This is a genomic window from Actinomadura vinacea, from assembly GCF_039532545.1.
GTDB lineage: Bacteria > Actinomycetota > Actinomycetes > Streptosporangiales > Streptosporangiaceae > Spirillospora > Spirillospora vinacea.
In genome coordinates, this window is the sequence record NZ_BAAARW010000020.1 from 652,797 (window position 1) to 677,078 (window position 24,282).

Sequence of the window (24,282 nt, forward strand, 5' to 3'; positions counted from 1 at the left end):
TGAAGGCATGAGCTTCGGCAGGGGACGGCACGCGGCGACCATCAACACGCGCAGGCCGCGCAACGACCGGCGCGAGCACCTGAACGAGTTGCGGGCGGCCATCGACGCGCGCCCCGGCATCGGGGGCGGGCTCGTCGAGCGGCGCGGCGTGCCGTGGCTGAACCTCGTCCGGTACTGGTCGCCGCGCCGCACGCTCGACATCGGGTGCGACTTCCGCGACGGCGCATGGTGGTTCGTGCGGTTGACCGACGGCACGACGATCGCTCCGGTCGACGACATCACGGGAACGGTCCGGGCGATCGAACACGAACTCGGCGGAGTGAACGGGTGACCGGCGTTGCTCCCCGCCATGACCATTTGCGGCGTCTCGGCGAAGCGTTGGAAGCCACTGGGGACTACACCGCACGGCTCATGGGGCCCGCCGAGTTGCACGTCAGGCGGACGGGGGCCGCGCGCCTGGTCGAAGACATCGGCGCGGAACGCGACCGCGACGGCGCGTGGTGGCTGCTGTGGTCGTGGGGAGAGCGCATCTGCCGCGCCGACGACATCCCCGCGGCGCTCGCGTCCATCGCGCGTGTGCTGGCCATCCGGGACTGACCAGGGCGGCACGGCCGATGGGCATCCCCTCCGGGCGTATCGGCCGTGCCGTTCCTTATGCGGTCGCGGCCGTTCAGCCGCTGACGGCGGGCTCCAGCGGGAAGTGGCAGGCGGCCTGGTGGGACTCGCCCGCCGGGGCGGCCGGAACCCGGGTGGCGCACGCCTCCTCGGCCTTCCAGCAGCGGGTGCGGAACCGGCACCCCGACGGCGGGTCCAGCGGCGACGGGACCTCGCCCTCCAGCAGGATCCGCTCCCGCGGCGCGCCCGAGACGTCCAGTTCGGGGGCGGCCGACAGCAGCGCGGCCGTGTAGGGGTGGCGCGGCGCCTCGAAGACCTCCTCGGCCGTCCCGCTCTCGACGATCCGCCCGAGGTACATCACCGCGACCCGGTCCGCGACGTGCCGCACCACGGACAGGTCGTGCGAGATGAACACGTACGAGACGCCCAGGTCGCGCTGGAGCTCGTCCAGCAGGTTGAGGACCTGGGCCTGCACCGACAGGTCCAGCGCCGACACCGGCTCGTCGCAGACGATCACCTCGGGGTTGAGCGCCAGCGCGCGGGCGATGCCGATGCGCTGCCGCTGCCCGCCGGAGAACTCCTGCGGGTAGCGGTCGGCGTCGCCCGGCCGCAGCCCGACCAGGTCGAGCAGCTCGCGGACGCGCGCCCGCCGGTCCTGGCGGGACGGGAGCACGTCCCGGTGGGTCCGCCACGGCTCGGCGACGATCTCCGCGGCCGTCATCCGCGGGTTGAGCGAGGCGAACGGGTCCTGGAAGACCATCTGGACGCGGCGCCGCCAGGCCAGCAACTCCTTGCCCTTGAGAGTGAACGGGTCGACGCCGTCGAAGCTCAGCGTGCCCTCGTCGGGGCGTTCCAGCATCAGCAGGACGCGGGCCAGCGTGGACTTGCCGCAGCCGGACTCGCCGACCAGGCCGAGCGTCTCGCCGCGTCCCAGGGTCAGGTCGATGCCGTCGAGGGCGCGCAGCCGGTCCTTGCCGTCCTTCTTCGGGACGCGGAAGGTCTTGGCCACGCCGCGCGCCTCGATCACGTTGGTCGTCTCAGGCATCGGCCGGCTCCTTGGTCGCGAAGTGGCAGGCGGCGGCGCGTCCGGGCGCGGTGCCGACCAGGCCGGGACGCTCGGTGCGGCAGACGTCCTCGGCGATCGGGCAGCGGGCCCGGAACGCGCATCCGGCGGGGATGGCGTGCAGCTCCGGCGGCCCGCCCTTGATCGAGCGCAGTTCCTCGCCGCGCCCGATCTTCGCCGGGACCGACTCCAGCAGCCCGCGCGTGTACGGGTGCCGCGGGTCGGCGAAGACCTCCCCGACCGGACCGGTCTCCACGACCCGTCCGGCGTACATCACCGCGACGTCGTCGGCGTGCTCGGCGACGACCGCCAGATCGTGGGTGATGAGGACGACGGCCATGTCGCGTTCGGTGCGCAGCTCCCGCAGCAGCTCCATGATCTGCGCCTGGACGGTCACGTCCAGCGCGGTGGTGGGCTCGTCGGCGAGCAGCACGTCGGGGTCGAGCGCGACGGCCATCGCGATGAGCAGCCGCTGCCGCATGCCGCCGGAGAACTGGTGCGGGTGCGCCGACAGCCGGGCCTTCGGGTCGGGGATCCCGACCCGCTCCATCAGCTCGGCGGCCTTGCCGAGGGCCTCCTTGCGGGACAGCCCGCGGTGGATGCGGAACGGCTCGGCGAGCTGGGCGCCGACCGTCTGGACGGGGTTGAGCGCGGTGAGCGCGTCCTGGAACACGATCGACAGCCGCGGTCCGGCGACCTTGCGGCGGGCGGCCCGGTCCATCTTCAGGACGTCGTCGCCGGCCAGCCGCACCGCGCCGCCGCTCACGCTCGCGACCGGGTCGAGCAGGCCGGCGATCGCCTGCGCGGTCATGCTCTTGCCGCAGCCGGACTCGCCGAGCAGCGCGAGCGTCCGGCCGGACCGCACGGCGAAGCCGACGCCGTCGACGGCGCGGACCGTGCCGTGCTGGGTGCGCAGGTCGACCGACAGGCCCTCGACCTCCAGGGCCGGTGCCGTGCTGGAAGGGCTCACTTGGTCACCTCCGGGAGGGGGGACGCGGACCGGCGGCCGCGGGGCAGCGCCAGCCGCCAGCGCTGGGCGGGGTCGGTGGCCAGCCGGAACCAGGCGGCCAGCAGGGTGGCCGAGACCGTGGTGATGACGATGGCGACGCCCGGGAACACGGCCGTCCACCAGGCGGTCTGCAGGTACTGGCGGCCCTGCGCGACCATCAGGCCCCAGCTGACGTCCGGCGGCTGGATGCCGATGCCGAGGAAGCTCAGCGACGACTCGGCCAGCATCACGAAGCAGAAGTCGACCGTGGCGACGGTCAGCAGGGTCGGCGCGACGACCGGGGCGATGTGCCGGACGATCACCGCGGACGGCCGGGTGCCGAACGTGCGGGCCGCGTCCACGAACAGCCGTCCGCGCAGCTCGGCCGACTCGGCGCGGGCGGTGCGCAGGTAGACCGGGATGCGGGCGATGGCCAGCACCGCGACGATGTTGGCCGCGCTGGGCGAGAAGATGTACAGCACGACCACGGCGAGCAGCAGCGACGGGAAGCTGAGGATGATGTCGGCGATCCGCATCGACACGTTCTCCCGCCAGCCGCGGTGGTAGCCGGCCCACATGCCGACCGCGCCGCCGACGACCAGCGAGACGAGCACGGCCGGGACGGCGACCGACAGGGTGGTGCCGCCGGCGACGATGAGCCGGGCCAGCACGCTGCGGCCGAGCGCGTCGCTGCCGAGGATGAACTCCCAGCCGTGGTCGAGGCTGAACGGCGGGGTGTTGGTGGCGCGCAGGTTCTGCCGGGTGTCGAGGTCGCCGATGAGGACCCGGCCGAGCGTCGTGGCCAGCACCACCAGCAGCAGCACGACGGCTGCGGCGGTGGCCACCCGGTCCCGCAGCAGCAGCTTCCACCAGCGTGGGCGCCGCGCGGCGGGCGGCGCGTCCGCGGTGTCGAGTGTCGCCGTCATCGCGGCTCCGTCCTTCTCCGGTGAATCGCTCATGCGGTCTCAACCTGCCGCACTCGCGCGTCGAGCAGTGCGTGGCACAGGTCGACGAGGATGTTGAGGGCGAAGATCGTCACCGCGGTGAGCAGCACGGCCGCCTGCAGGACGGCGAAGTCGCGCTGCAGGATCGAGTCGATCATCAGCTTGCCGATGCCCGGCCAGCCGAAGATCGTCTCGACCACCACGGCGCCGTTCACCAGGCCCACGGTGAGGTCGCCGGCGACGGTCAGCACCGGCGGCGCGGCGTTGCGCAGCGCGTGCCCGAACACCACCCGCGGCTCGCTGGCGCCCTTGCTCCGGGCGACCTTCACGTACGGTGCCGACAGCGTCGACACCATCGCGCCCCGCACCACCTGCACCAGCACGCCGAACGGCCGGATCAGCAGCGTGAGCAGCGGCAGCACCCACACCTCGGGGCCGCCGACGACGCCGGAGGTGGGCAGCCAGCCCAGCGTCACCGCGAACACCAGCACGCCCATGATCGCGAACCAGAAGTCCGGCATGCTGGCGGCGGTCATGGACAGGAAGCCGGAGAGCCGGTCGGCGAGCGAGTTGGGCCTGTAGGCGGCCCAGCTGCCGATGATGACGGCGCCGATGATGGCCAGCAGCATCGTGGCCCCGGCGAGCTGGAGCGTGGCGGGGAAGGCGCGCAGCGCCATCCCGGCGGCGTCCTGCCCGGTACGGAGCGACTCCCCGAAGTCGAGGGTGAACACCCCGCCGAGGTAGTCCAGCAGCTGCTCCCACAGCGGCCGGTCGAACCCGTTGCGGGCCAGGAAGTCCTCCCGCATCTGCGGCGTCGCGCTGAGCGGCAGGTAGAGCTTGGCCGGGTCGCCGGTGAGCCGGGCCAGGCAGAACACGCCCAGGATCACCACGACCAGGGGCAGCGCGCTGGAGACCACGCGCTTGCGGACGAAGGTCAGCATCCCCGCTCCCTCACTTGGCCCGGTGGACGTCGGCGAGCCGCAGCTCGTCGGTGGTCGCCGAGTCCGGCTTGTACCGGACGTTGCTCGCGATGCCGAGCATGCCGCGCATGTGCGCGATGTGCGCGTACTGCACGACGTTCTCGTTCTGGTAGGCGAGCACCTGCCCGAAGGCGCGGGCGCGCTCGGCGCCCGTCTTCTGCCCGGCGTCGTCGATCATCTGGTCCAGTTGCGGCGTGCCGTACTGGCTCTGCGGGCCGTCGCTCGCCAGGTACTGGCTGGTGGTGAACGCGGCGTCGCCCGCCTGGTTGCCGTGCATGATCAGCAGCAGCGTGGGCCCGGCGTCGCGGACGAAGGGCCGCAGCTGGTACTCCAGGTGCGCGGCGGTGTCCAGCATCTTGATCTTCACGTTCAGCCCGGCCTGGCCGAGCGCCTCCTGGATCACCTCGGCGGTCTCGGCGACCTTGGGGAACTGCGCGTTCCGGGCGATCAGCGTGATCGGGGTCTGCACCGGCGTCCCGGCGGCACGGGCCTCGGCTACCAGCGCCTTGGCCCGGGCCGGGTCGTACGGCCAGGGCTTGATCGCCGGATCGTGCCCGACGACGCCGTTGGCGACCAGCTGCCCGGCCGGCTCGCCGAGCTTGAGGAACAGCGACTGGACGATGCCGCTCTTGTCGATGGCGTAGTTGATCGCGCGGCGGATCCGGACGTCGTTGAGCGGGGCGACGTTGGCGTCCATCCGCAGCGCGGTGGTCTCGTTGTTGGGGAAGGGGACGCCGAGGTCGCCGGCGCCGTCCTCGGGGCCGAGCCCGGTGGCGATGCCGGCCTCGCCGCTGGTGACCATGGCGGCGCGGATGCTGTTCTCGGCGCGCCACACGTACCTGACGGCCGGATAGTCGGGCTTGGTGCCCCAGTAGCCGGGGTGGCGGCCGAGCCGGAGACTGATCCCGGCATCCCAGTCCTCGATCTTGTACGGGCCGGTGCCGACTGGTTCGCGCACCTTGGCCTGTGTGTTGGTCCCGGACGGGACGATCTCCAGGAACGACATCCGCAGCGGCAGGATCGGGTCGGGCTCGGCCGTCTTCACCGTGAGCGTGCGGGCGTCCGGCGCGGACACCTCCAGCTTGCTGTCGGCGAAGACGTACCCGTCGATGTTGCAGCCGAGCTTGGAGCCGACCGCGCGGGTGATGGAGAACGCGGCGTCCTGGGCGTCAAAGGCCGAGCCGTCGTGGAAGCGCACGCCGTCACGGACGGTGAACGTCCAGGTGCGGTCGTCGGTGGCCTTCCACTGGGTCGCCAGCAGCGGCTTCAGCGCGCCGCTGGTCGGGTCGCGCTCGATCAGCGGCTCGGTGATGTTGGAGCGCACCACGACGCCGGTCGAGGTCAGCGAGGACTCGCACGGTTCGAGGGTGGGCGGCTCCTGCTGCAGGACGATCTGCAGCGCGCCGTCGGCGCCGCCGGTCAGCGAGTCGCTGTTGGCGACGGTGCAGCCGGTGGCGGCAAGCAGGCCGGCCAGGAGGGCCGCCGCCGGGGCCGCCGCACGCGATGCGGGGCCCCGTGGCGAGGTGAAGGGTGGGAATGGGGGCATTGCCTCTCCAGACGGGGCGTGTCGGAGCGCGAGACGTGCGGGCAGGCCGCGATCGGGCGGGCGAATTTCACGGACGCTCGTCTACGAGGAAGAAAGTCATCTCTATGGGTAGACGGACCTTAGAGTGACCGCTCTTCCTCCGTCAAGGGTCGTGCGAGCACCGAAATGGAACCCTCCCCGACCAGGCGCAGCAGGGCGTGCAGCGCCGGGTCGTCGTTGCCGGTGCGCCAGACGGCGTGCGCTTCCACAAGGTCTGGCGCGAGGCCGTCGACGTCGAGGAACTCCAGGTTCGGCAGGCGCAGCACCGACGCCGACCGCGGCACCAGCGCGGCCCCCACGCCCGCGTCCACCAGCGCCAGCAGGCTGTGCACCTGCCCCATCTGCTGGACGTAGCGCGGCACCGCGCCCGCGTCCCGGAAGACGGTGAGGACCAGCTCGTACAGGTAGCGGGCCTCGACCGGCGCGTAGGTGACCAGGTCGTGCGCGGCGATGTCGGCGGGACGGGGCGCGCGGCCGAGCGCGGCGAGCGGGTGCCCGCGCGACACCGCCAGCACCAGCGGCTCGGCGTGCACCGGCCGGGCGCTCAGCACGTCCGAACGCGGCACCCCGCGCGCCAGCCCCACGTCGATCTCGCCCGCGAGCAGCGCGTCCACCTGGGCCCGGGTGACCATCTCGGTCAGCACCAGGTCGACGTCGGGCAGGTGCTCGCGGGCGGCGGCGATCCACTGGCCGAGGACGGCCAGCGCGGACATCGCGGTGAAGGCGACCCGGACCGTGCCGGTGGTGCCCTCCGCGCTGCGCCGCGCGACCAGCACCGCCGCGTCCGCCTGGCTGAGCAGCCGGCGCGCCTCGGCGAGGAACGCCCGGCCCGCCGGGGTCGGCGCCGCCCCGTGCGCGGTGCGCTCCAGCAGCGTGACGCCCACGGCCCGTTCCAGCTTCTGGATCTGGCGGCTGAGCGGCGGCTGGGTCATCCGCAACCGCTCGGCGGCCCGTCCGAAATGTCGTTCCTCGGCGACGGCGACGAACCCGCGCAGCTGGTCGAGCGTGTACATGCACGAAAGGTATCAGCGCATGCCAAATACAACTTGGACAGGCATCATGCCCGCTCCTTAGCCTGCAGAGCGGAAGCCCCCCGCCCCCGACCCTGGAGTTCAGAGCAGATGACGCGATTCACCCACGACGAGCTGAGGTCCGGGCTCGGCGCCGGGCTGCTGTCGTTCCCGGTGACCCACATGACGGCCGGCCTCGCCTTCGACGAGCGGGCGTACCGCGAGCACATCGGCTGGCTCGGGGAGCGCCCCGCCGCCGGGCTGTTCGCGGCGGGCGGCACCGGCGAGTTCTTCTCCCTCACCCCCGCCGAGGTGGGGCAGGTCGTGCGCGCGGCCGTCGGCGAGGCCCCCGGCGGCATGCCGATCATCGCGCCCGCCGGGTACGGCACCGCGCTGGCCTGCGAGCTGGCCCGGGACGCCGAGGCCGCCGGCGCCGACGCGATCCTGCTGCTGCCGCCCTACCTCACCGAGGCGAGCCAGGACGGCCTGGCCGCGCACGTCCGCGCGGTGTGCGCGGCCACCTCGCTGGGCGTGATCGTCTACCACCGCGCCAACGCCGCGTTCGAGGTGGAGACCGTCGCGCGGCTCGCCGCGGAGTGCCCGAACCTGATCGGCTTCAAGGACGGCGTCGGCGACATCGAGCTGATGTCCCGGATGTACGCCACCCTCGGCGACTCGCTGCTGTACGTCGGCGGGCTGCCCACCGCCGAGACGTTCGCGCTGCCCTACCTCGAACTGGGCGTCACCACCTACTCCTCGGCGATGTTCAACTTCGTCCCCGAGTTCGCGCTCGCCTTCTACGAGGCCGTCCAGGCCCGCGACCGGGCCGGCGTGTACGGCAGGCTCGCCGAGTTCGTGCTGCCCTACCTCGACATCCGCAACCGGAGCGCCGGGTACGCGGTGTCGATCGTCAAGGCCGGGATGACCGCGATCGGCCGTCCCGCCGGCCCGGTCCGCCCGCCGCTGACCGACCTCACCGAGGCCGAACTGGCCGACCTCACCGACCTGATCAAGAAGGTGAGCCTATGAGCGCCACCGAACTGCACGGGTTCGACCCGCGCACCGGCGCCCGGCTCGAACCGGCCTACCCCGTCGCGGGCCCGGACGACGCCGCCCGCGCCTGCGCGCTGGCCTGGGAGGCGTTCGGCGCCTACCGCCGCACCGGCCTGAAGACCCGCGCCGCGTTCCTCGACACCATCGCCGACCGGATCGAGGCCCTCGGCGAGACCCTGGTCGACCGGGTCATGGCCGAGACCGGCCTCCCCCGCGCCCGGGTCGAGAGCGAGCGCGCCCGCACCACCGGGCAGCTGCGGCTGTTCGCCTCGGTCGTCCGGGACGGCGGCTGGCTCGGCGCCCGGATCGACCCCGCCCTGCCCGGCCGCACCCCGCTGCCCCGTCCCGACCTGCGGCAGCGCCGGATCCCGCTGGGGCCGGTCGCGGTGTTCGCGGCGAGCAACTTCCCGCTGGCCTTCTCCGTCGCGGGCGGCGACACCGCCTCCGCGCTGGCCGCCGGCGCCCCGGTCGTGGTCAAGGCCCACCCGGCGCACCCCGGCACGAGCGAGCTGGTCGGCCGCGCCGTCCGCGAGGCGGTCGCCGAGCACGGGCTGCCCGAGGGCACCTTCGCCGTCCTCCTCGGCCACGGCCACGACCTCGGGACGGCCCTGGTCACCGATCCGCACATCAAGGCCGTCGGGTTCACCGGCTCGCGCGGCGGCGGGCTGTCGCTGGTCGCGGCCGCCGCCGCCCGTCCCGTGCCGATCCCGGTGTTCGCGGAGATGTCGAGCGTGAACCCGGTGTTCGTGCTGCCCGGCGCGCTCCGCGACTCCGGGGCCGAGCTGGGCGGCGCGTTCGCCGCCTCCTTCACCACCGGCGCCGGGCAGCTGTGCACGAGTCCCGGCCTGGTCTTCGCGCTGGACGGCCCCGGCTTCGAGGCGTTCACGGACGCGGCCGTCGCCGCCGTCGCCGCCACCCCGGCCGCGCCGATGCTCACCACCGGGATCGGCGCCGCCTACGACTCGGGCGTCGACCGCCTGGCCGCCATCGAAGGGGTCAGGGAGCTCGCCCGCGGTGTCGAGGACCCGGACATCGCCGTCCCGTGCCTGCCCGGCCTCTACCTCACCGACGACGAGACCTTCCTCGCCGAACCGTCCCTCCAGGACGAGATCTTCGGCGCCGCCTCGCTGATCGTCCGGGGCCGCGACCGGGACCGGCTGGACGCGATCGTCGGCTCCCTCGAAGGCCAGCTGACCGCCACCCTGCACGCCGCGCCGGACGACCCCGGCGACCAGGCCCTGGCCGCCGAGCTGCTCCCCGAGCTGGAACTGATCGCCGGACGGGTGCTGGTCAACGGCTGGCCGACCGGTGTCGAGGTCGGTCACGCGGTGGTGCACGGCGGCCCGTACCCGGCCACGTCCGCGCCCGCCACCACCTCGGTCGGCACCCGGGCGATCGAACGCTTCCTGCGCTCGGTCAGCTACCAGAACGTCCCGGCCGGGCTGCTGCCGGAGGAACTGCGCGACGGCGACCCGCTCGGCGTCCCGCGGCGGATCGACGGCGCGCCGGAAGGGAGCGGCTGACGTGACCGGCTCCCCCGTCGTCACCGGACTGCGCGTGGTGCCCGTCGCCGGGCGCGACAGCATGCTGCTCAACCTCAGCGGCGCGCACGCCCCGTTCTTCACCCGCAACATCGTCCTGCTCACCGACGCCGACGGCCGCACCGGCGTGGGCGAGGTGCCGGGCGGCGAGGCGATCACCCGCACCCTGGAGGAGTCCCGCGACCTGGTCGTGGGCCGTCCGGTCGCCTCGTACAACGCGGTGCTGCAAGAGGTGCGGAACCGGTTCGCGCATCGCGACTCGGCTGGACGCGGCGCGCAGACCTTCGACCTGCGCACCACCGTGCACGCCGTCACCGCGCTCGAGTCGGCGCTGCTGGACCTGCTGGGGCAGTACCTGGAGGTGCCGGTCGCGGACCTGCTCGGCTCGGGACGGCAGCGCGACCGCGTCCCGGTGCTCGGCTACCTCTTCTTCATCGGCGACCGCCGCCGCACCGACCTGGACTACCGGTCCGGCCAGGACGGCGACGCCTGGTCCCGGCTGCGGGACGAGGAGGCGCTGACGCCCGAGGCGATCGTCGCGCTCGCCGAGGCCGCGCAGGACCGGTACGGCTTCACCGACTTCAAGCTGAAGGGCGGGGTGCTGCCCGGCCCGGACGAGGCCGCGGCGGTCATCGCGCTCGCCGAGCGCTTCCCCCGCGCCCGCGTCACCCTCGACCCCAACGGCGCGTGGTCGCTGGCCCAGGCGGTCGAGCTGGCCCGCGACGGCGGGCTGCGGGACGTGCTCGCCTACGCCGAGGACCCGTGCGGCGCCGAGGGCGGCTACTCGGGGCGCGAGGTCATGGCCGAGTTCCGGCGCGCGACCGGGCTGCGCACCGCCACCAACATGATCGCCACGGACTGGCGGGAGCTGGGCCACGCGATCACCGCGGGCGCGGTCGACATCCCGCTGGCCGACCCGCACTTCTGGACGATGGACGGCTCGGTCCGGGTCGCGCAGCTCTGCGACGCGTGGGGGCTGACCTGGGGCTCGCACTCCAACAACCACTTCGACGTCTCGCTGGCGATGTTCACCCACGTCGCCGCCGCCGCGCCCGGCGAGATCACGGCGGTCGACACGCACTGGATCTGGCAGGACGGGCAGCGCCTGACCACCGCCCCGTTCGAGATCGCCGACGGCCATATAGCGGTGCCGGACCGTCCCGGCCTGGGCGTGGAGGTGGACCCCGACCGGCTGGAGGAGGCGCACCGCCTGTACCGTGCCGAAGGGCTGGGCGCCCGAAATGACGCCGCGGCGATGCGGTACCTGGTCCCCGACTGGACCTTCGACCCCAAACGACCCGCCCTGGACCGTAATGAAAAGGAGTAAGCAGTCTTGAATCGTGTGCTTCAGGTCGGGCCGCTGCTGCCGTCCCTTGAGCGGAATCTGCGCGAGCACTATGACGCCGTGCTGCTCGACGACCGGCCGGACGGCTTCCTCGACCGGCACGGCGCCGAGTTCGAGGCCGTCGTCACCACCGCCCGGGTCGGGGTGGACCGGGCGCTGATGGACCGGCTGCCCCGGCTCCGCGTGATCGTGAACTTCGGCGTCGGCTACGACACCACCGACGTCGTGGCGGCGGCCGAGCGCGGGATCGCCGTCAGCAACACCCCCGACGTGCTGACCGACTGCGTCGCCGACACCGCCGTCGGCGGGCTGATCGACGTGATGCGGCGGTTCTCGGCGGCCGACCGGTTCGTGCGGCGCGGCGACTGGACCCGCGGCCAGTTCCCGCTGGCGGCCAAGGTCAGCGGCAAGCGGATCGGGATCCTGGGCCTCGGCCGGATCGGGCGGGCCATCGCGCACCGCGTGGCGGGCTTCGACACCGAGATCGCCTACCATTCGCGCAGGCCGGTCGAGGGCGTGTCGTACGTGTACGCCGAGTCGGCGGAGAAGCTCGCCGCGTGGAGCGACGCGCTGATCGTCGCGACGGCAGGCGGCGCGGGCACCCGCGGCCTGGTGTCGGCGGCGGTCCTGGAGGCGCTCGGCCCGGACGGCTACCTGGTGAACGTCGCACGCGGCAGCGTCGTCGACGAGCCCGCCCTGGTCGCGGCGCTGACCGGCGGGCGGCTCGCGGGCGCGGCGCTGGACGTGTTCGCCGACGAGCCGAACGTGCCGTCCGCCCTGCTCGACCTGGACTCGGTGCTGCTCCTCCCGCACATCGCGAGCGCCACCCGCGAGACCCGCGAGGCGATGGGCGAGCTGGCCTTCCGGAACCTGCGCCGCTTCCTGGAGGAGGGGCGGCTGGTCACCCCGGTCCCGGCCCCCTGACCTCGGGGCCGCGGAGGAACCGTCCGGTCCGCACGCCGTCGTGCACCGCCGCGATCTTGCGCACCGCAAGATCCCTCACAGTGCGGGGAGGAGTTTCGCCGGGGTGATCGGGAGGTCCCGCACCCGGACTCCGGTGGCGTGGTGGACGGCGTTGGCGATGGCCGCCGCCGCGCCGACGATGCCGATCTCGCCGATGCCCTTGGAGCCCATCGGGTTGAGGTGCGGATCGTCCTCCGCGATCCAGACCGCGTCGATGTCGAGGACGTCCGCGCAGGCGGCCACGTGGTACTGGGCCAGGTCGCGGTTCAGGAAGTCGCCGAACCGCTCGTCCATGACGCTCTCCTCCATCAGCGCCATGCCCAGGCCCATCGTCATGCCCCCGATGAACTGGGACCGGGCCGTCCGGGGGTTGATGATCCGGCCCGCGGCGAAGACGCCCAGCATCCGCCGCACCCGGATCTCGCCGGTGTCGGCGTCCACCGCGACCTCGGCGAACTGGGCGCCGAACGCGTGCCGGGCGTAGTCGTCCTGCGCCCGGACCTCCTCGGCCGTGTCAACGGTGACCTCGACGCCCTCGGGCGCCGCCAGCACGGCCTGGCAGGCGCGGAAGACGGCGGTGCCCCACCCCGCGGTGCCCGAGGAGCCGCCCGCGACCGACGCCTTGGGCAGGTCGCTGTCGCCGATCTCCACGGTGACCCGGGACGGGTCCACCCCCAGCGCCTCCGCGGCGATGATCGTCAGCGTGGTGCGGGCGCCGGTGCCGATGTCGGCGGCGGCGATCCGCACGGTGAACCGGCCGTCCGGCTCGCGGCGCGCCGCCGCCCGGTTGGCCGAGCGGTAGCCCGGATAGGTGGCCGCGGCCACGCCCATGCCCCGCATCTCGCGGCCGCCGAGCCCGTGCCGTCCGGCGGGGGCGGAGGCGTGCGGCGCCGGGACGCGGCCTTCCCAGCCGAAGCGGGCGGCGCCCTCGCGCAGGCAGGCCACCAGGTTGCGGGAGCTGAACGGCAGGCCGCTCTCCGGCGCGGTGGCGGGCTCATTGCGGATCCGCAGCTCGACCGGGTCGACACCGATCGCGAACGCCAGCTCGTCCATCGCGCACTCCAGCGCGAACATGCCCGGCGTCTCCCCGGGGGCGCGCATCCACGACGGCGAGGGCACGTCCAGCCGGTTCAGCCGGTGCGAGGTGAGCAGGTTGGGTGCCCGGTACATGACGCGGGTCGGCGTGGCCGTCTGCTCGGCGAACTCCCGCACGGTCGAGGTCTGCTCGACCACCTCGTGCAGTACGGCGTCGAGCCGGCCCTCCGCGTCGGCGCCCAGCCGCACCCGCTGGATCGTCGGCGTCCGGTACCCGGTCGTGGCGAACATCTGCTGGCGCGGCACCGCGTACTTGACCGGACGGCCCGTCACCCGCGCCGCCATCGCGGCGAGGACGACGTTCGGCCGCGGCGTCCCCTTCGACCCGAAACCGCCGCCGACGTGCGGGGCCACCACGCGCACCCTGGACGGCTCCACGTCGAAGAGCTCGGCGAGGGTGTCCCGCACCGCCGAGGAGCCCTGGTTGGAGTCGTAGACCACCAGGCGCCCGTCGTCCCAAAGCGCCAGCGACGCGTGCGGCTCCATGGGGTTGTTGTGCTGCGCCGGGGTCGTGTACGTCGCGTCGAGCTGGACGGCGCACGCCGAGAAGGCGCCCTCGGGGTCGCCCTTCTCGGTGTCGGTCGGGAACACGGGGTTCACCTTGTCCGGCTTGTAGAGGGTCGGATGGTCCACGTCGAGCCGCACGTCGTGCGGCTCGGCGTCGTACTCGACGCGGAGCAGGCGCGCCGCCTCCTGGGCCGTCTCCAGCGTCTCCGCCACGACGGCCGCGACGAGCTGCCCGCGATAGGAGACCCTGCGGGACTGGAAGAGGGCCAGCTCGCCGTCGTCGACCGGCTTCAGCGCGGGCGCGTTCTCGCACGACAGCACGGCCACCACCCCGGGCAGCGCCATCGCCTCGCTCGCGGCCACCGACCTGATCGTCCCCTTGCCCGCGGCCGCCTGGACGGCGTAGGCGTACGCCACGCCCTCGACCGGGTACTCGAACGCGTAGCGGGCCGCGCCGGTGAGCTTGTCGTGGGCCTCGATGCGTTCCAGCGCCGTCATGCGTCCCTCCTCGTGCCCGCCAGCTCGGCCAGGGTCCGAACGATCAGATTGTGCGCGAGCCGCACCTTGTAGGCGTTGTCGCGCAGCGGCTCGGCGTTCTCCAGCTCGGCCTCGGCGGCGCGGATGACGTTCTCCTCGGTCGCCTCGGCGCCGCGCAGCCGCTCCTCCGCGCGCCACGCCCGCCACGGCTGGTGGGCGACGCCGCCCAGCGCGATCCGGCAGTCCCGGACGGTGCCGTCGGCCGCCACGTCCACGGCGGCGGCGACCGACACCAGCGCGAACGCGAACGACGCCCGCTCCCTGACCTTGCGGTACCGGGACGGCATGCCGGGCGGCGGCACCACCACCTCGGTGATCAGGTCACCCGGCTCCAGAGTCGTGTCGCGCTCCGGGTGCGCGCCGGGCAGCCGGTAGAGCGCCTCCTGTCCCGGCCCCACCAGCGGGATCTCGCGCTCGCCCGACCGGCCCGTGACGCGCACCCGCGCGCCGAGCGCCGCCAGCGCGACCGCCATGTCGGACGGGTGCGTGGCCACGCACTCCGGCGAGTGCCCGAGGATCGCGAGGTTGCGGTGCTCGCCCTCGCGGGCCGGGCAGCCGGTGCCAGGGCTCCGCTTGTTGCACGGCTTGGCGATGTCCTGGAAGTACGGGCACCGGGTGCGCTGCAGCAGGTTCCCGCCGACCGTGGCCATGTTCCGGATCTGCCCGGACGCGCCGGCCAGCACCGCCTGCGCGAGCACCGGGAACCGCTCACGGACGGCGCGATGCGCCGCCAGGTCGCTGTTGCGGACCGCCGCGCCGATGGCCAGCCCGCCGCCGGGCTCCTCCCTGATCGCGCCGTACGGGAGGCGCGTGACGTCCACGAGGCGTTCGGCCTCGACCACGCCCAGCCGCATCAGATCGACCAGGTTGGTGCCGCCGCCGAGGTAGAGGGCGTCGCCGCCGTGGCGGGCCAGGGCGTCCTGGGCGCCGGTCGCGCGCTCGTAGGTGAACGGCCTCATGCCCGCGCCCCCGCTTCCGCACGGTCTCCGGCGGCGGCCTCGGACACCCGCTCGGCGGCGACCCGGCCGATCGCGGCGACGATGTTGACGTACGCGCCGCACCGGCACAGGTTGCCGCTCATCCGCTCGCGGATCTCAGCCTCGGTCGGCTCCGGCGTCCCGGCCGGATCCGGGGTGACGGCGCTCGGGGCGCCGGCGGCGATCTCGTCCAGCATCCCGGTCGCCGAGCACAGCTGGCCGGGCGTGCAGTAGCCGCACTGGAACGCGTCGCAATCGGCGAACGCCTCCTGCAACGGCGCGAGCCGCTCGCCGTCCTCCGCCAGGCCCTCCACGGTCACGATGTCGGCGCCGTCATGGGCGACGGCCAGGGCCAGGCACCCGTTCACGCGGCGCCCGTCCAGCAGGATCGTGCAGGCGCCGCACTGGCCGTGGTCGCACCCCTTCTTGGAGCCGGTCAGCCCGAGCCGCTCGCGCAGCACGTCCAGCAGGGAAGAGCGGGTGTCGACGCGGATCCGGTGCGCGCCGCCGTTCACAGTCAAGGTGATCTCGGCGTGGGCCGGGCGCGCGGCCGCCGAGAGTTCAGGGCTCTCCATGGACGCGTCCCTACCCGGGATATTCCGGGTAAGTCTCGGCTTGTCGGACGGGACGCGGGTCGCGTCAGCCCCCATCAGTCCCGCGCGGAGTCGCCGATGATATCGACGACCTGCCGGGCCGTCTCGGTGGGCAGCGGGGCGGGCAGCCCGCGCCACCGCCGCGCGGCGACCACCGCGGCGCAACCGGCGCCGCCCGTGTACGCCGCGGCGGCGACGAACGCCGCGGCCTCCGGCGGCAGCTTGCGCTCCAGCAGCAGCACGTTGAGCCGGTACGTGGCGGCCATCGCGAACACGCCCAGCGTGCCCGCCACGGCACCGAACCGCATCGCGGGCACGCGCTGCCGCGCCTTGCCCCGCACCTCACGCTGCGCGGCGTCCACCACGGAACGCGCGAGGGCCAGGTTCTCCTCGGCTGACTCGGCCATGCACCGGCCTTTACCCGGAAGAGAGGGATGAACACCTCGGCGACCGCCCGGGACACTTCGGCGGCTTCCACGACAATCGCCTGTGGGATGGGTTACAAGTGGTTCGATAGATATTTCCGAGAAGGCGGGGGCATATGGAGGTTTCCGACCAACTGCTCGACCTCCGGTCGCGCTTCCCCGACGGCGCGACGCCCGACCTGGCCAGGTCGCTGCGCGAACACGTGCCGGAGATCGTCAAGGAGGCGGTGGCGGAGATCGAGCGCGGGGTCCCGGAATACGCCCGCCCGCACGACGCCCGCTACTCGGAGGTGCTGGCGCAGGCCGTCGAATGGTCGATCGGGCACTTCATCGACCTCATCGCCGACCCCGGCCCCCCGTCCGCCGAGATCATGGCGTTCTTCCGGGAGATCGGGGTGGGCGAGGCCCGCGAGGGCCGCGGCCTCGACCCGCTGCAGACCGCGCTGCGCACCGGCGCGGGCGTGGCGGTACGGCGGCTCACCGAGGCCTCGGAACGCACCAGCCATCCCGTCACCGCCGGCATGATCGCCCAGGTGGCGCAGGCCGTGCTGTCCTACCTCGACCAGCTGGCCGCCGTCGTCGCCGAAGGGCACGCCGAGATCGCGGCGCGGGCGGTGGGCGAGCGGCACAACCGGCGCCGCGCGCTGCTGGACCTGCTGCTCGCCGAACCCGCGCCCCGCCCGGCCGACCTGCGCGAACCCGCCCGCCGCGCGGAATGGCACCTGCCCCGCACGGTCGCCGCGCTGGCGCTCGGGGAACCGCATCCGGACGCGCCCCCGCCCTCACTGCCCGACGAGATCCTGCCAGGGCTGCACCTTGACCGGCCGTGCCTGATCGTCCCCGATCCGTCCGGGCCCGGACGGCAGCAGCTGCTGCGCTCCATCCTGCGCGACCGGGTCGGCGCGCTCGGCCCGACCGTCGCGCTGACCGAACTGGGCAGGTCGCTGCGCTGGGCCCGGCAGGCCCTCGACCTGGCGGCGACCGGAGTGATCGTCCACGACGGCCTGGTGACGTCCGAGCGGCACATCCCGATCCTGCTGATGACGCAGGACCGGGATCTGCTCGAACGCGCCGCGGCACGGCGGCTGGCGCCCCTGATGAAGCTCCGACCGGCGCAGCGCCACCGGCTCGCCCAGACCCTGCTGGTGTCGCTCGAATGCGGGTTCAACGCCACCCAGGTGTCGGGCCGGCTCCAGGTGCACGCGCAGACCATCCGCTACCGGGTCCGGCAGCTGGAGACCTTCTTCGGCGACGACATCTACGACCCGGCGCAACGCCTGGAGTTCCACATGCTGCTCCACGCCTGGCTGGCCATCGACCACGCCACCGAGCAGGACTGACGTCAGCCGAAGCGTTCGATGAACGGACTCAAGCCGGTCCCTACGTACCCGACCGCCCACATGGAACGGGTCCCCGGAATGGGGGCGATGTCGGTGACCTGCGCCCACTCAGACCGCCCGTTGTACTCGCGCGCGGGGCCCAGGAACGTCGTCCAGGTGCTGCCGTCCCAGTGCAGGTAACCCGCGTAACCCGAAGTGGCCTCGGCGAGATGGCCGAGCCATAGGCCGCCGTGCCCGTCGGAGACCAGCGACCCGGAGTACGGCATGACGAGCCACCCGTGCCGGGGCACGTTCGTGACCTTGGACCAGGCGGCGCCGTCCCAATGCCACAGCTGCTCCTCCAGATACGCCCAGACGCTCGTCCGCGAGACCGGCAGGAGGCTCACCCTGTCGGGGTTGTACATCCCGTCGAGGTCGTGGCGGCGCCATTTCACGCCGTTCCAGTTGAGGGTGAAGGTCTGGCTGTTCGCGGCGACGACGGCGAGCCAGACGTCCCGCCTCGAACGTGCCGCGACCGCATGGAGGAAATCGCCGTCGGCCAGCGGTGCGCTCTTGCGAACCCAGGCGCCCCGTTCGAAGCGGAGCAGGGCGGTCGAGCCGGACACACCGCGGGCGCCGTTGACGATCGTCCAGGCCGTGCCGCCGGGTTCGGCGGTGACGCTGGGAAAGAGCGGGCCGAAGTCGTCGACGGGGAGGGGCGCGACCCGCCACCGCACGCCGTTCCAGTAGAGCGAGGCGGGGGCCTGGTCGTTCAGGCCCAACCCCACGATCCAGGCGGCGCGCGGGCTCGCCGCGGCGAGGTCCATGTACCAGTTCCACTTCATGGGCGGCACGGGCTCGGGCCTCCAGGCCCGGCCGTTCCAGTGCAGGACGCTCGTGACGTCCAGCTGGGACCAGGAGTGCTGGCCGATGGCGAAGGCCGTGCGGCGGGTGGGGGCGGAGACGGCCCACATCTGCGGTGCCGTGCCGTCCGGGACAGGCACGTTCCGCCACGTACCGGACGGTGCCGCGGCCGCGGCAGGCGGGGCGAGGACGCCGGCGCCGGCCAGCGCGGCTCCGGTGCCCAGCGCCATGCCGATCGCGCGCCTTCGGGACGGATGACTGGAGGTGTTCGGACGTTCGGCCACGGACGACTCCTCGGTCGATGCGGAAGGCCCCGTAGACGAAAACCTCACCAGCAAACGCTGGCTAGATCAAGGGGACAGGGAACCGCGTCCGCACCCGGCCAGAGCGTCCGGTCTAGACCATTTTGCGAAAAGGGGCGGGTCATCCGGGAAGATCTACTCCTCCGGACCGCGTTTCAACGCGCACCCATCGTTCTAAGGAGGACGGCTACCACCGTGAGCACCTCACTGGCCAATCCCCGTCGTACCCAGCTCGCCTCCTGGCCCAGCCGGAGCCAGGAGCACCCGGACCAGCGGCCGGAACCGGCGGTCCCCGCCGACCCCTCCCCGTCCGCGACCGACGATCAGGGCACGGCGCATTGACCTGGGGGCCGCGGCGGGCGCCCAGCGCGCACCACCGCGGCCCCAGCCCTTAAGTCATGTCTGTACGCGCTCCACCAGTTGGGCCGCTTCGCTGATGTCCCGTCTGGGGAAGGTGAGCGACACCCAAGGCCGGCCGCGCGCTTCCCCGGCGTGCAGGATCCAGCCCTCGGCGCTGCTCAGCGGACGCAACGCCTCCAATAGCCGAGATCCGTCCTTCATGCGGATCTTCAGCCAAGCCCGGCCCATCGACGCGACGGCGCGCTGCTCCCGCTCGGCCGGCGGAACACGGGTGCCGCCGCCGAGGATCGCTTCCCCGGCGTCCTGGCAGGCCAGCACAGTGTCGTACCCGAGCCGCCACAACTGTGTCACCATCTCAACGTCGATGTCGACCCGCTGCCCGCCCGGTGTCGTCACCGTCTGCGTCGGGTGCGTCTGCGTCCATGCGGTCACAGCATCACCCAGCGCGGTACTCGGCCCATTGCCGTGTCAGATCGGCGTGCAGGGTCACCCAGTCCTCAGGGTTCTCACGGGCGGCGTGCCGGCGCCACCGTGCCGCGAACGCCTCGGAGAACAGATCGATGTGCGCAGGGTCGGCGCCCGCCCAGGAAGGGAACTGCGCAACCCAGTCCGCAGCCTGGGCGGGAGTGTGGCCGCCCTTGAGCAGCCACGGGATCAGCAGACCGAACTCGACCCAGGCGGCGCCGCGGGCGGCGAATGCCCAATCCACCACGCGGGCCTGCCCGTCGGGGGTGATGAGCAGGTTGTCGGCGTTCAGGTCGGTGTGCAGCAGCGCGTCCCCGGCCATCGGGGTCACGTCCTCGGTGACCGACGCCCACCGCCGCTCGACTCGCATACGCACCACGTCCGGGCACGGGGCGGCCTGCAACGCCTGGACGGTCTTGGCGAGGATCTCCAGATCATCAGACCCGGGCGTGAAGTCCGCGTGGCGGCCGTCGACCTGCTCGAACCCGAGTGCCAGCCACCCCCCGGCCTCGGCCTGCCACAGAAGCCGGGGGGCGAACCCGGTCACGTGCGGGTTGACGGCGGCCTCGTTGCGCAGTGACCGGACCTCGGGGCCATCGGCGTCGGGCAGCTTCCTGGCGGCCTTGACGAACATCGGCCCGCGCGCCGTGTGGAACGTGGAAGCGATGTCGGCATGGTTGCCCGTCGGCGCCGGTTCAATGCTCTTGATCGGGCCGGTGTGGGCCTCGATCGCTTCCCGGACGATACTGGGAAGCCGGGTCCGGTCGGTGCGCGTCATGTGTCTCCTCTACCAGGGCCGGGCGGAGTTTCCGCAGTTGGGCGGGCAGCAGCTGTTGCCGACGCCCTCCACGGGTCCGACGCCTCCTGTCGGATCAAGGCCCTGGGATCCGGCGGGCGTGCCGGTCCTGGGGCCGTCCTGTCTTTTGGCCGGGACGTGCGCCCGCTCGGCCCACCGTGCCGACGCACGTCCGTCGCATGTAAGTGAATCCAGGTCACGCGCCACAGACGAGTGGAGAATGGGTGGAGAGACAGGTGGAGACTCTGCTCTCCACCTCCCCTGCCGTCCAGCGAAGGCCCACGCTGATGACTGAGAATCCACGCCCCCTGTGGGCGGCCCGGATCCAGGCCGAACGGGAAGCCCACGGCTGGAGCAAGTGGGAGATGGCCCGCCGCCTCATGGAGGCCCGGGGCTACGAGCACGGAGACGTGCGAAACCGCGCTCGACAGATACTCGACTGGGAGAAGGGCGACCATTTTCCGCGCGATTGGGCCGATGCCTACGTCACGGCTTTCGCCATGACCTGGCAAGAGTTGTTCGGCGCGCAGGACGCATCCGTCATTCCGAGCGTTAGCGTGGGAACAACGGCACCTCCACAAGCAAGGGGCGACGACTTGGAGCGCCGCACGCTGCTGCAACTGGCCGCACTGGGGATGGGCGCCGGCGCACTCGGCTCGACCGGTGAACCGGTCCGCCAGCTGCTGGACTTGGCGCTGAACAGCGAACCCCGTGACCTCGATGACTGGCATCTGACCCTGTCCGACCACCTGCACGCGATCCGTACCCGGCCGCCGGCGCAGGTCCGTGACGGCCTGGTGGTCGATCTGATCGCAGTCCAGCGTCAACTACAGGATGCTGACGCCGACGAAGCGACCGAGCTGCAACGCGTGATAGCCGCGCTGTCCACCATCCACGCCAACGCGCTTACCCGACTGGGCGACCACGGAGCCGCGATCCACTGGTGGCGTACCGCGCGCACCGCCGCCGACGTCTCCGGTGACCTCGACCTGCGCCTACTGGTCCGCGCGGAGGAGGCAGGGTTCGGAGTGTACGGACAACGCGACCTGGCGACCGTGCTCCGTCTCATCGAAGCTGCGGAACGGATCGCGGGCGATTCGCTGTCTTTCTGGGTGGCCGACCTCGCAGGCACCCGGGCCAAGGCACTGTCCCTGCTCGGCAGGCATGATGACGCCAGGCAGGCGCTGAACACCTACCTCGGCCACGATGGGGATGGCGCCCGTACCAGCATCCTCCCCACCCTCTGGAACATCGATCAGACCTACTTCGCCCAGAGCTGGGTGTACGCGCATGCGGGGGACGAGGCCAAGGCGGGCACCGCCCGGGAACAAGTCCTGGCCCGGACTCCCGACTACCAGTACGCCGCCAATGTCCGGCTTCACGAGGCCGTTTGCGCCGTGGCCAACGGCGGGGCCGACACCGGCACCCGGCAGGCCGTCGACATCATCGCCGCGCTGCCACCGGCCCAGCGGAGCCACATGATCATCGAAACCGGGAAGGCCGTCTTGCGAGCCGTCCCGGTCGAACGGCGGGAACGTCCGGCTGTGCGGGACCTGCGAGTGCTGACCTCCGGCCGGTGACTGAGCCGGTCGGGACACAGTCTCCAGCCCCTCTAGACCCCCTCCCGCCGCGCTTTAGGGGACCCCGCGTCGAGGACGTTCACGGCGAGGCGGCGGACGACGGTCTCGTCGACCTCCACACCCAGCCCCGGACCGTCCGGGACGTGCGCCGTACCGCCCTCGACCCGCACGGTCGGACCGGCGTACGGCGATTCCACGAACTGGCGGCCGTTCAGATCCACCGGCGTGCCGATCCCGTGCGCGGCGAACAGGTGCAGGGACGCGGCCAGCCCGAGGTCGGAGTCGGTCAGCCCGGAGCCCATCAGCTGGACCCCGCAGTCCTCCGCCAGCGCGCACAACCGGCGCGAGAGCGTGAGCCCGGCGTTGCGCTGCACCTTGGCGATCGCGATGTCGATCGCCTCCAGCCGGACGAAGGTCGCCAGGTCGGACGGGTGGCGCAGGCTCTCGTCCAGGGCGACCGGAATGGGGCAGACCTCGCGCAGCCGGCGCAGCCCCGCGACGTCGTTGGCCGGAAGCGGCTGCTCGAACGCGGTGACGCCGAGCCCGTCCAGGCGCCTGGCCATGCGCAGCGCGGCGTGCGCGGTGTAGCCCTGGTTGGCGTCGACCCACAGCGGCGCGGCCGCGCCCGCGTGCTCGCGCACGGCCTCGACGACCGCCGCGTCGGTGGCCTCGTCGTGCAGGCCGATCTTGACCTTGAACGCGCCGTACCCGAGCTCGCGCCCCTCGGCCACGCTGTCGCCGACCTCCGCCGGTGACTGCCCGGAAACGATCCAGCCCAGCTCGATCCGCTCCGTGCGTCGCGCGCCCCACAGCACGCCCACCGGCACCCCCGCGGCCCGGCCGAGCAGGTCGTGCAGCGCGATGTCGACCGCGCCCTTGGCAAGCGGCGCGCCGATGCTGAAGCCCCGGTTGACCGCCCGCTCGAAAGCTGCGGCGACACCGTCGAGGTCCCAGGCGGGACGGCCCAGCACGGCGGGCGCCAGGTAACGGTCGATGGTGGTGACGATCGACTCGGCGGTCTCGTACGTCCAGGCGGGGATCGGGGTCGCCTCGCCCCAGCCGCTCACTCCGCCGGCACTCACCTTGACCAGCACGCGCAGGCTGGGCCGCCCCGCCACGGCGACCGCCCCGCCCGCGACACCGAACGACCGCAGCGTCGGCAACGCCACAGCGAACGTCTCAACACGCTCGATCTCAAGCCCGCCCAGAATCACGCCGCTCATTTGGCGTGGGAGGGGTGGGGGGCGGCGGTGCTGGAGCGTAGGACGACCTTGCCCTCGATGCGTTCCACGCGGCTGCGTTTGGGGGCGGGCTCGCGCACGGCCAGCTGCATGACGCGCTCGCCCATCAGGTCGAGCGGCAGCGACACGGTGGTGAGCGGCGGGGTCAGGTCGCGGACGATCGGGATGTCGTCGAAGCCGGCCAGCGACAGCTCGCCGGGCACGTCCACCCCGCTGTCGCGGAAGGCCGCCAGCGCGCCTATCGCCATCACGTCGGTGACGGCGAACACGCAGCTGGGCAGGTCGCCGCGCTGGATCAGCTCGGTGGCGGCCGCGTAGCCGCCGTCGCGGGTGAAGCCCGACTCGGCCACCCGGTCCGCGCGCAGCGGCACCCCGGCGTCGGCGAGCGTGTCGGCGAAGCCGGCGAACCGGTCGCTGACGGTGGTGAGCTCACGCGGCCCGGTCAGGACGCCGAAGTCGCGGTGGCCGAGGTCGAGCAGCGCGCGGGCCAGTGCCGCCGCGCCCTCGCGGTTCTGCGGCAGCACGGTGTCGACCCGGAGGCTGCGGTGCCGGCTCACCACCGCGACCCGGCCGCCGGCCCGCTGGTAGGGCTCCAGCTCGGCGCCCATCGAGCGCTCCCAGTCGCGGTCCTCGAAGCCGGAGCCGATCAGCAGGATGGCGCGGGCCCGCTGGGCGCGCAGCATCGCGATGTACTCGATCTCGCGGGCCGGGTCGCGGAACGTGCTGGCCAGCATGACCAGCAGTTCGTGGTCGGCGGCGGTGCGCATGACGCCGCGGGCGATCGCGGCGAAGTAGGGGTCGCTGACGTCGTGGCAGATGACGCCGATGGCCTTGCTGCTGGAGCTGGCCAGGGCCTGGGCGTGCGCGTTGGGCGTGTAGGCCAGCTCGCCGGCCGTGGCCAGTACGCGTGCGCGCAGGTCGGCGCGGACCTGCGCGGTGCCGTTCAGGACGCGGGAGGCGGTGGCCAGCGAGACGCCGGCCTCCTTCGCCACGTCCTGCAGGGTCACGTGCGCCCGGTCCGGGCCGCGTGACGCGCGTCCTGACGCCCGGTCCGGTACCGGGTCGGACGGTAGTGAGTCGTCCGCTGTCATGCGCCGCCCTCTCGATCGAGCCGCTGTTCCCGGTCATTTGGGG

24 protein-coding genes are annotated in these 24,282 nt (G+C 73.0%); 9 read left to right on the forward strand and 15 right to left on the reverse strand.

What is annotated here, in order from left to right:
* Positions 1 to 7 precede the first annotated feature (7 nt).
* Both ABD340_RS27425 and ABD340_RS27430 read left to right on the forward strand, forming a co-directional pair.
* Positions 8 to 331: a hypothetical protein gene (locus ABD340_RS27425; protein ID WP_344592721.1), complete on the forward strand. Its 324-nt coding sequence runs from the start codon at positions 8 to 10 to the stop codon at positions 329 to 331.
* A gap of 47 nt (positions 332 to 378) precedes the next feature.
* Positions 379 to 597, forward strand: a complete 219-nt coding sequence (locus ABD340_RS27430; RefSeq protein WP_344592723.1) for a hypothetical protein — start codon at positions 379 to 381, stop codon at positions 595 to 597.
* Between the two features lie 73 nt (positions 598 to 670).
* Here ABD340_RS27430 and ABD340_RS27435 read toward each other — a convergent pair whose 3' ends face one another.
* The 6 genes from ABD340_RS27435 to ABD340_RS27460 all read right to left on the reverse strand — a co-directional run bounded on the left by ABD340_RS27435 (position 671) and on the right by ABD340_RS27460 (position 7,188).
* Positions 671 to 1,660 (reverse strand): ABC transporter ATP-binding protein, encoded by a 990-nt coding sequence (locus ABD340_RS27435; RefSeq protein WP_344592725.1) that lies wholly within the window; start codon positions 1,658 to 1,660, stop codon positions 671 to 673.
* A complete protein-coding gene (locus ABD340_RS27440) occupies positions 1,653 to 2,648 on the reverse strand; it encodes an ABC transporter ATP-binding protein (protein WP_344592727.1) in 996 nt (331 codons plus the stop codon). Before ABD340_RS27440 ends, ABD340_RS27435 begins: the two co-directional genes overlap by 8 nt.
* Positions 2,645 to 3,625 carry an ABC transporter permease gene (locus ABD340_RS27445; protein WP_344592729.1) on the reverse strand — a complete coding sequence of 327 codons (981 nt, stop codon included), beginning with the start codon at positions 3,623 to 3,625 and terminating at the stop codon, positions 2,645 to 2,647. The genes ABD340_RS27440 and ABD340_RS27445 overlap by 4 nt, the downstream gene beginning before the upstream one ends.
* Positions 3,622 to 4,551 (reverse strand): ABC transporter permease, encoded by a 930-nt coding sequence (locus tag ABD340_RS27450; protein WP_344592731.1) that lies wholly within the window; start codon positions 4,549 to 4,551, stop codon positions 3,622 to 3,624. Before ABD340_RS27450 ends, ABD340_RS27445 begins: the two co-directional genes overlap by 4 nt.
* 10 nt (positions 4,552 to 4,561) lie before the next feature.
* Positions 4,562 to 6,136 carry an ABC transporter substrate-binding protein gene (locus tag ABD340_RS27455; protein WP_344592733.1) on the reverse strand — a complete coding sequence of 525 codons (1,575 nt, stop codon included), beginning with the start codon at positions 6,134 to 6,136 and terminating at the stop codon, positions 4,562 to 4,564.
* Between the two features lie 119 nt (positions 6,137 to 6,255).
* Complete coding sequence (locus ABD340_RS27460) at positions 6,256 to 7,188, reverse strand: LysR family transcriptional regulator (RefSeq protein WP_344592734.1); 933 nt, start codon at positions 7,186 to 7,188, stop codon at positions 6,256 to 6,258.
* A 108-nt stretch (positions 7,189 to 7,296) separates the two neighbouring features.
* Between ABD340_RS27460 and kdgD the strand changes: the two genes are divergently transcribed.
* Genes kdgD through ABD340_RS27480 form a run of 4 tightly spaced genes read left to right on the forward strand, consistent with a single transcriptional unit; the run spans position 7,297 to position 12,048 of the window.
* Positions 7,297 to 8,214 (forward strand): 5-dehydro-4-deoxyglucarate dehydratase, encoded by a 918-nt coding sequence (kdgD, locus tag ABD340_RS27465; protein WP_344592736.1) that lies wholly within the window; start codon positions 7,297 to 7,299, stop codon positions 8,212 to 8,214.
* A complete protein-coding gene (locus ABD340_RS27470; RefSeq protein ID WP_344592738.1) occupies positions 8,211 to 9,761 on the forward strand; it encodes an aldehyde dehydrogenase (NADP(+)) in 1,551 nt (516 codons plus the stop codon). The genes kdgD and ABD340_RS27470 overlap by 4 nt, the downstream gene beginning before the upstream one ends.
* Before the next feature lies 1 nt (position 9,762).
* The gene (locus ABD340_RS27475; protein ID WP_344592740.1) at positions 9,763 to 11,106 is read left to right on the forward strand and encodes an enolase C-terminal domain-like protein; all 1,344 of its coding nucleotides are present in this window, start codon (positions 9,763 to 9,765) and stop codon (positions 11,104 to 11,106) included.
* Positions 11,107 to 11,121: 15 nt separating this feature from the next.
* On the forward strand, positions 11,122 to 12,048 hold the full coding sequence (locus ABD340_RS27480; protein ID WP_344593253.1) for a 2-hydroxyacid dehydrogenase: 927 nt from the start codon (positions 11,122 to 11,124) through the stop codon (positions 12,046 to 12,048).
* A gap of 75 nt (positions 12,049 to 12,123) precedes the next feature.
* On the opposite strand, the gene ABD340_RS27485 is transcribed toward ABD340_RS27480, so the two are convergent.
* The 4 genes from ABD340_RS27485 to ABD340_RS27500 form a co-directional block, all read right to left on the reverse strand.
* Positions 12,124 to 14,187, reverse strand: coding sequence for a xanthine dehydrogenase family protein molybdopterin-binding subunit (locus ABD340_RS27485; RefSeq protein ID WP_344592742.1), 2,064 nt, complete (start codon positions 14,185 to 14,187; stop codon positions 12,124 to 12,126).
* Entirely contained in the window at positions 14,184 to 15,185 is a 1,002-nt protein-coding gene (locus tag ABD340_RS27490) for an FAD binding domain-containing protein (RefSeq protein ID WP_344592743.1), read from the reverse strand. Before ABD340_RS27490 ends, ABD340_RS27485 begins: the two co-directional genes overlap by 4 nt.
* Positions 15,182 to 15,778: a (2Fe-2S)-binding protein gene (locus ABD340_RS27495; RefSeq protein ID WP_344592744.1), complete on the reverse strand. Its 597-nt coding sequence runs from the start codon at positions 15,776 to 15,778 to the stop codon at positions 15,182 to 15,184. Before ABD340_RS27495 ends, ABD340_RS27490 begins: the two co-directional genes overlap by 4 nt.
* Before the next feature lie 74 nt (positions 15,779 to 15,852).
* Positions 15,853 to 16,203: a phage holin family protein gene (locus ABD340_RS27500; protein ID WP_344592745.1), complete on the reverse strand. Its 351-nt coding sequence runs from the start codon at positions 16,201 to 16,203 to the stop codon at positions 15,853 to 15,855.
* Positions 16,204 to 16,337: 134 nt separating this feature from the next.
* Between ABD340_RS27500 and ABD340_RS27505 the strand changes: the two genes are divergently transcribed.
* A complete protein-coding gene (locus tag ABD340_RS27505) occupies positions 16,338 to 17,561 on the forward strand; it encodes a PucR-like N-terminal domain-containing protein (RefSeq protein WP_344592746.1) in 1,224 nt (407 codons plus the stop codon).
* Between the two features lie 2 nt (positions 17,562 to 17,563).
* On the opposite strand, the gene ABD340_RS27510 is transcribed toward ABD340_RS27505, so the two are convergent.
* Positions 17,564 to 18,688 carry a hypothetical protein gene (locus ABD340_RS27510; RefSeq protein WP_344592747.1) on the reverse strand — a complete coding sequence of 375 codons (1,125 nt, stop codon included), beginning with the start codon at positions 18,686 to 18,688 and terminating at the stop codon, positions 17,564 to 17,566.
* A 213-nt stretch (positions 18,689 to 18,901) separates the two neighbouring features.
* Here ABD340_RS27510 and ABD340_RS27515 point away from each other — a divergent pair, with 213 nt between their 5' ends.
* Positions 18,902 to 19,048: a hypothetical protein gene (locus tag ABD340_RS27515; RefSeq protein WP_344592748.1), complete on the forward strand. Its 147-nt coding sequence runs from the start codon at positions 18,902 to 18,904 to the stop codon at positions 19,046 to 19,048.
* A gap of 54 nt (positions 19,049 to 19,102) precedes the next feature.
* On the opposite strand, the gene ABD340_RS27520 is transcribed toward ABD340_RS27515, so the two are convergent.
* Together ABD340_RS27520 and ABD340_RS27525 are read right to left on the reverse strand one after the other, a co-directional pair.
* Positions 19,103 to 19,498 carry a hypothetical protein gene (locus tag ABD340_RS27520; RefSeq protein WP_344592749.1) on the reverse strand — a complete coding sequence of 132 codons (396 nt, stop codon included), beginning with the start codon at positions 19,496 to 19,498 and terminating at the stop codon, positions 19,103 to 19,105.
* 4 nt (positions 19,499 to 19,502) lie between these two features.
* Entirely contained in the window at positions 19,503 to 20,309 is an 807-nt protein-coding gene (locus ABD340_RS27525; RefSeq protein WP_344592751.1) for a hypothetical protein, read from the reverse strand.
* A 254-nt stretch (positions 20,310 to 20,563) separates the two neighbouring features.
* On the opposite strand from ABD340_RS27525, the gene ABD340_RS27530 reads away from it, so the two are divergent.
* A complete protein-coding gene (locus ABD340_RS27530) occupies positions 20,564 to 21,907 on the forward strand; it encodes a hypothetical protein (protein WP_344592753.1) in 1,344 nt (447 codons plus the stop codon).
* A 32-nt stretch (positions 21,908 to 21,939) separates the two neighbouring features.
* Here the strand turns inward: ABD340_RS27530 and ABD340_RS27535 are convergent, their stop codons facing one another.
* Together ABD340_RS27535 and ABD340_RS27540 are read right to left on the reverse strand one after the other, a co-directional pair.
* Entirely contained in the window at positions 21,940 to 23,130 is a 1,191-nt protein-coding gene (locus tag ABD340_RS27535) for a mandelate racemase/muconate lactonizing enzyme family protein (protein ID WP_344592755.1), read from the reverse strand.
* Positions 23,127 to 24,239 carry a LacI family DNA-binding transcriptional regulator gene (locus ABD340_RS27540; protein ID WP_344592756.1) on the reverse strand — a complete coding sequence of 371 codons (1,113 nt, stop codon included), beginning with the start codon at positions 24,237 to 24,239 and terminating at the stop codon, positions 23,127 to 23,129. Before ABD340_RS27540 ends, ABD340_RS27535 begins: the two co-directional genes overlap by 4 nt.
* Positions 24,240 to 24,282 lie beyond the last annotated feature (43 nt).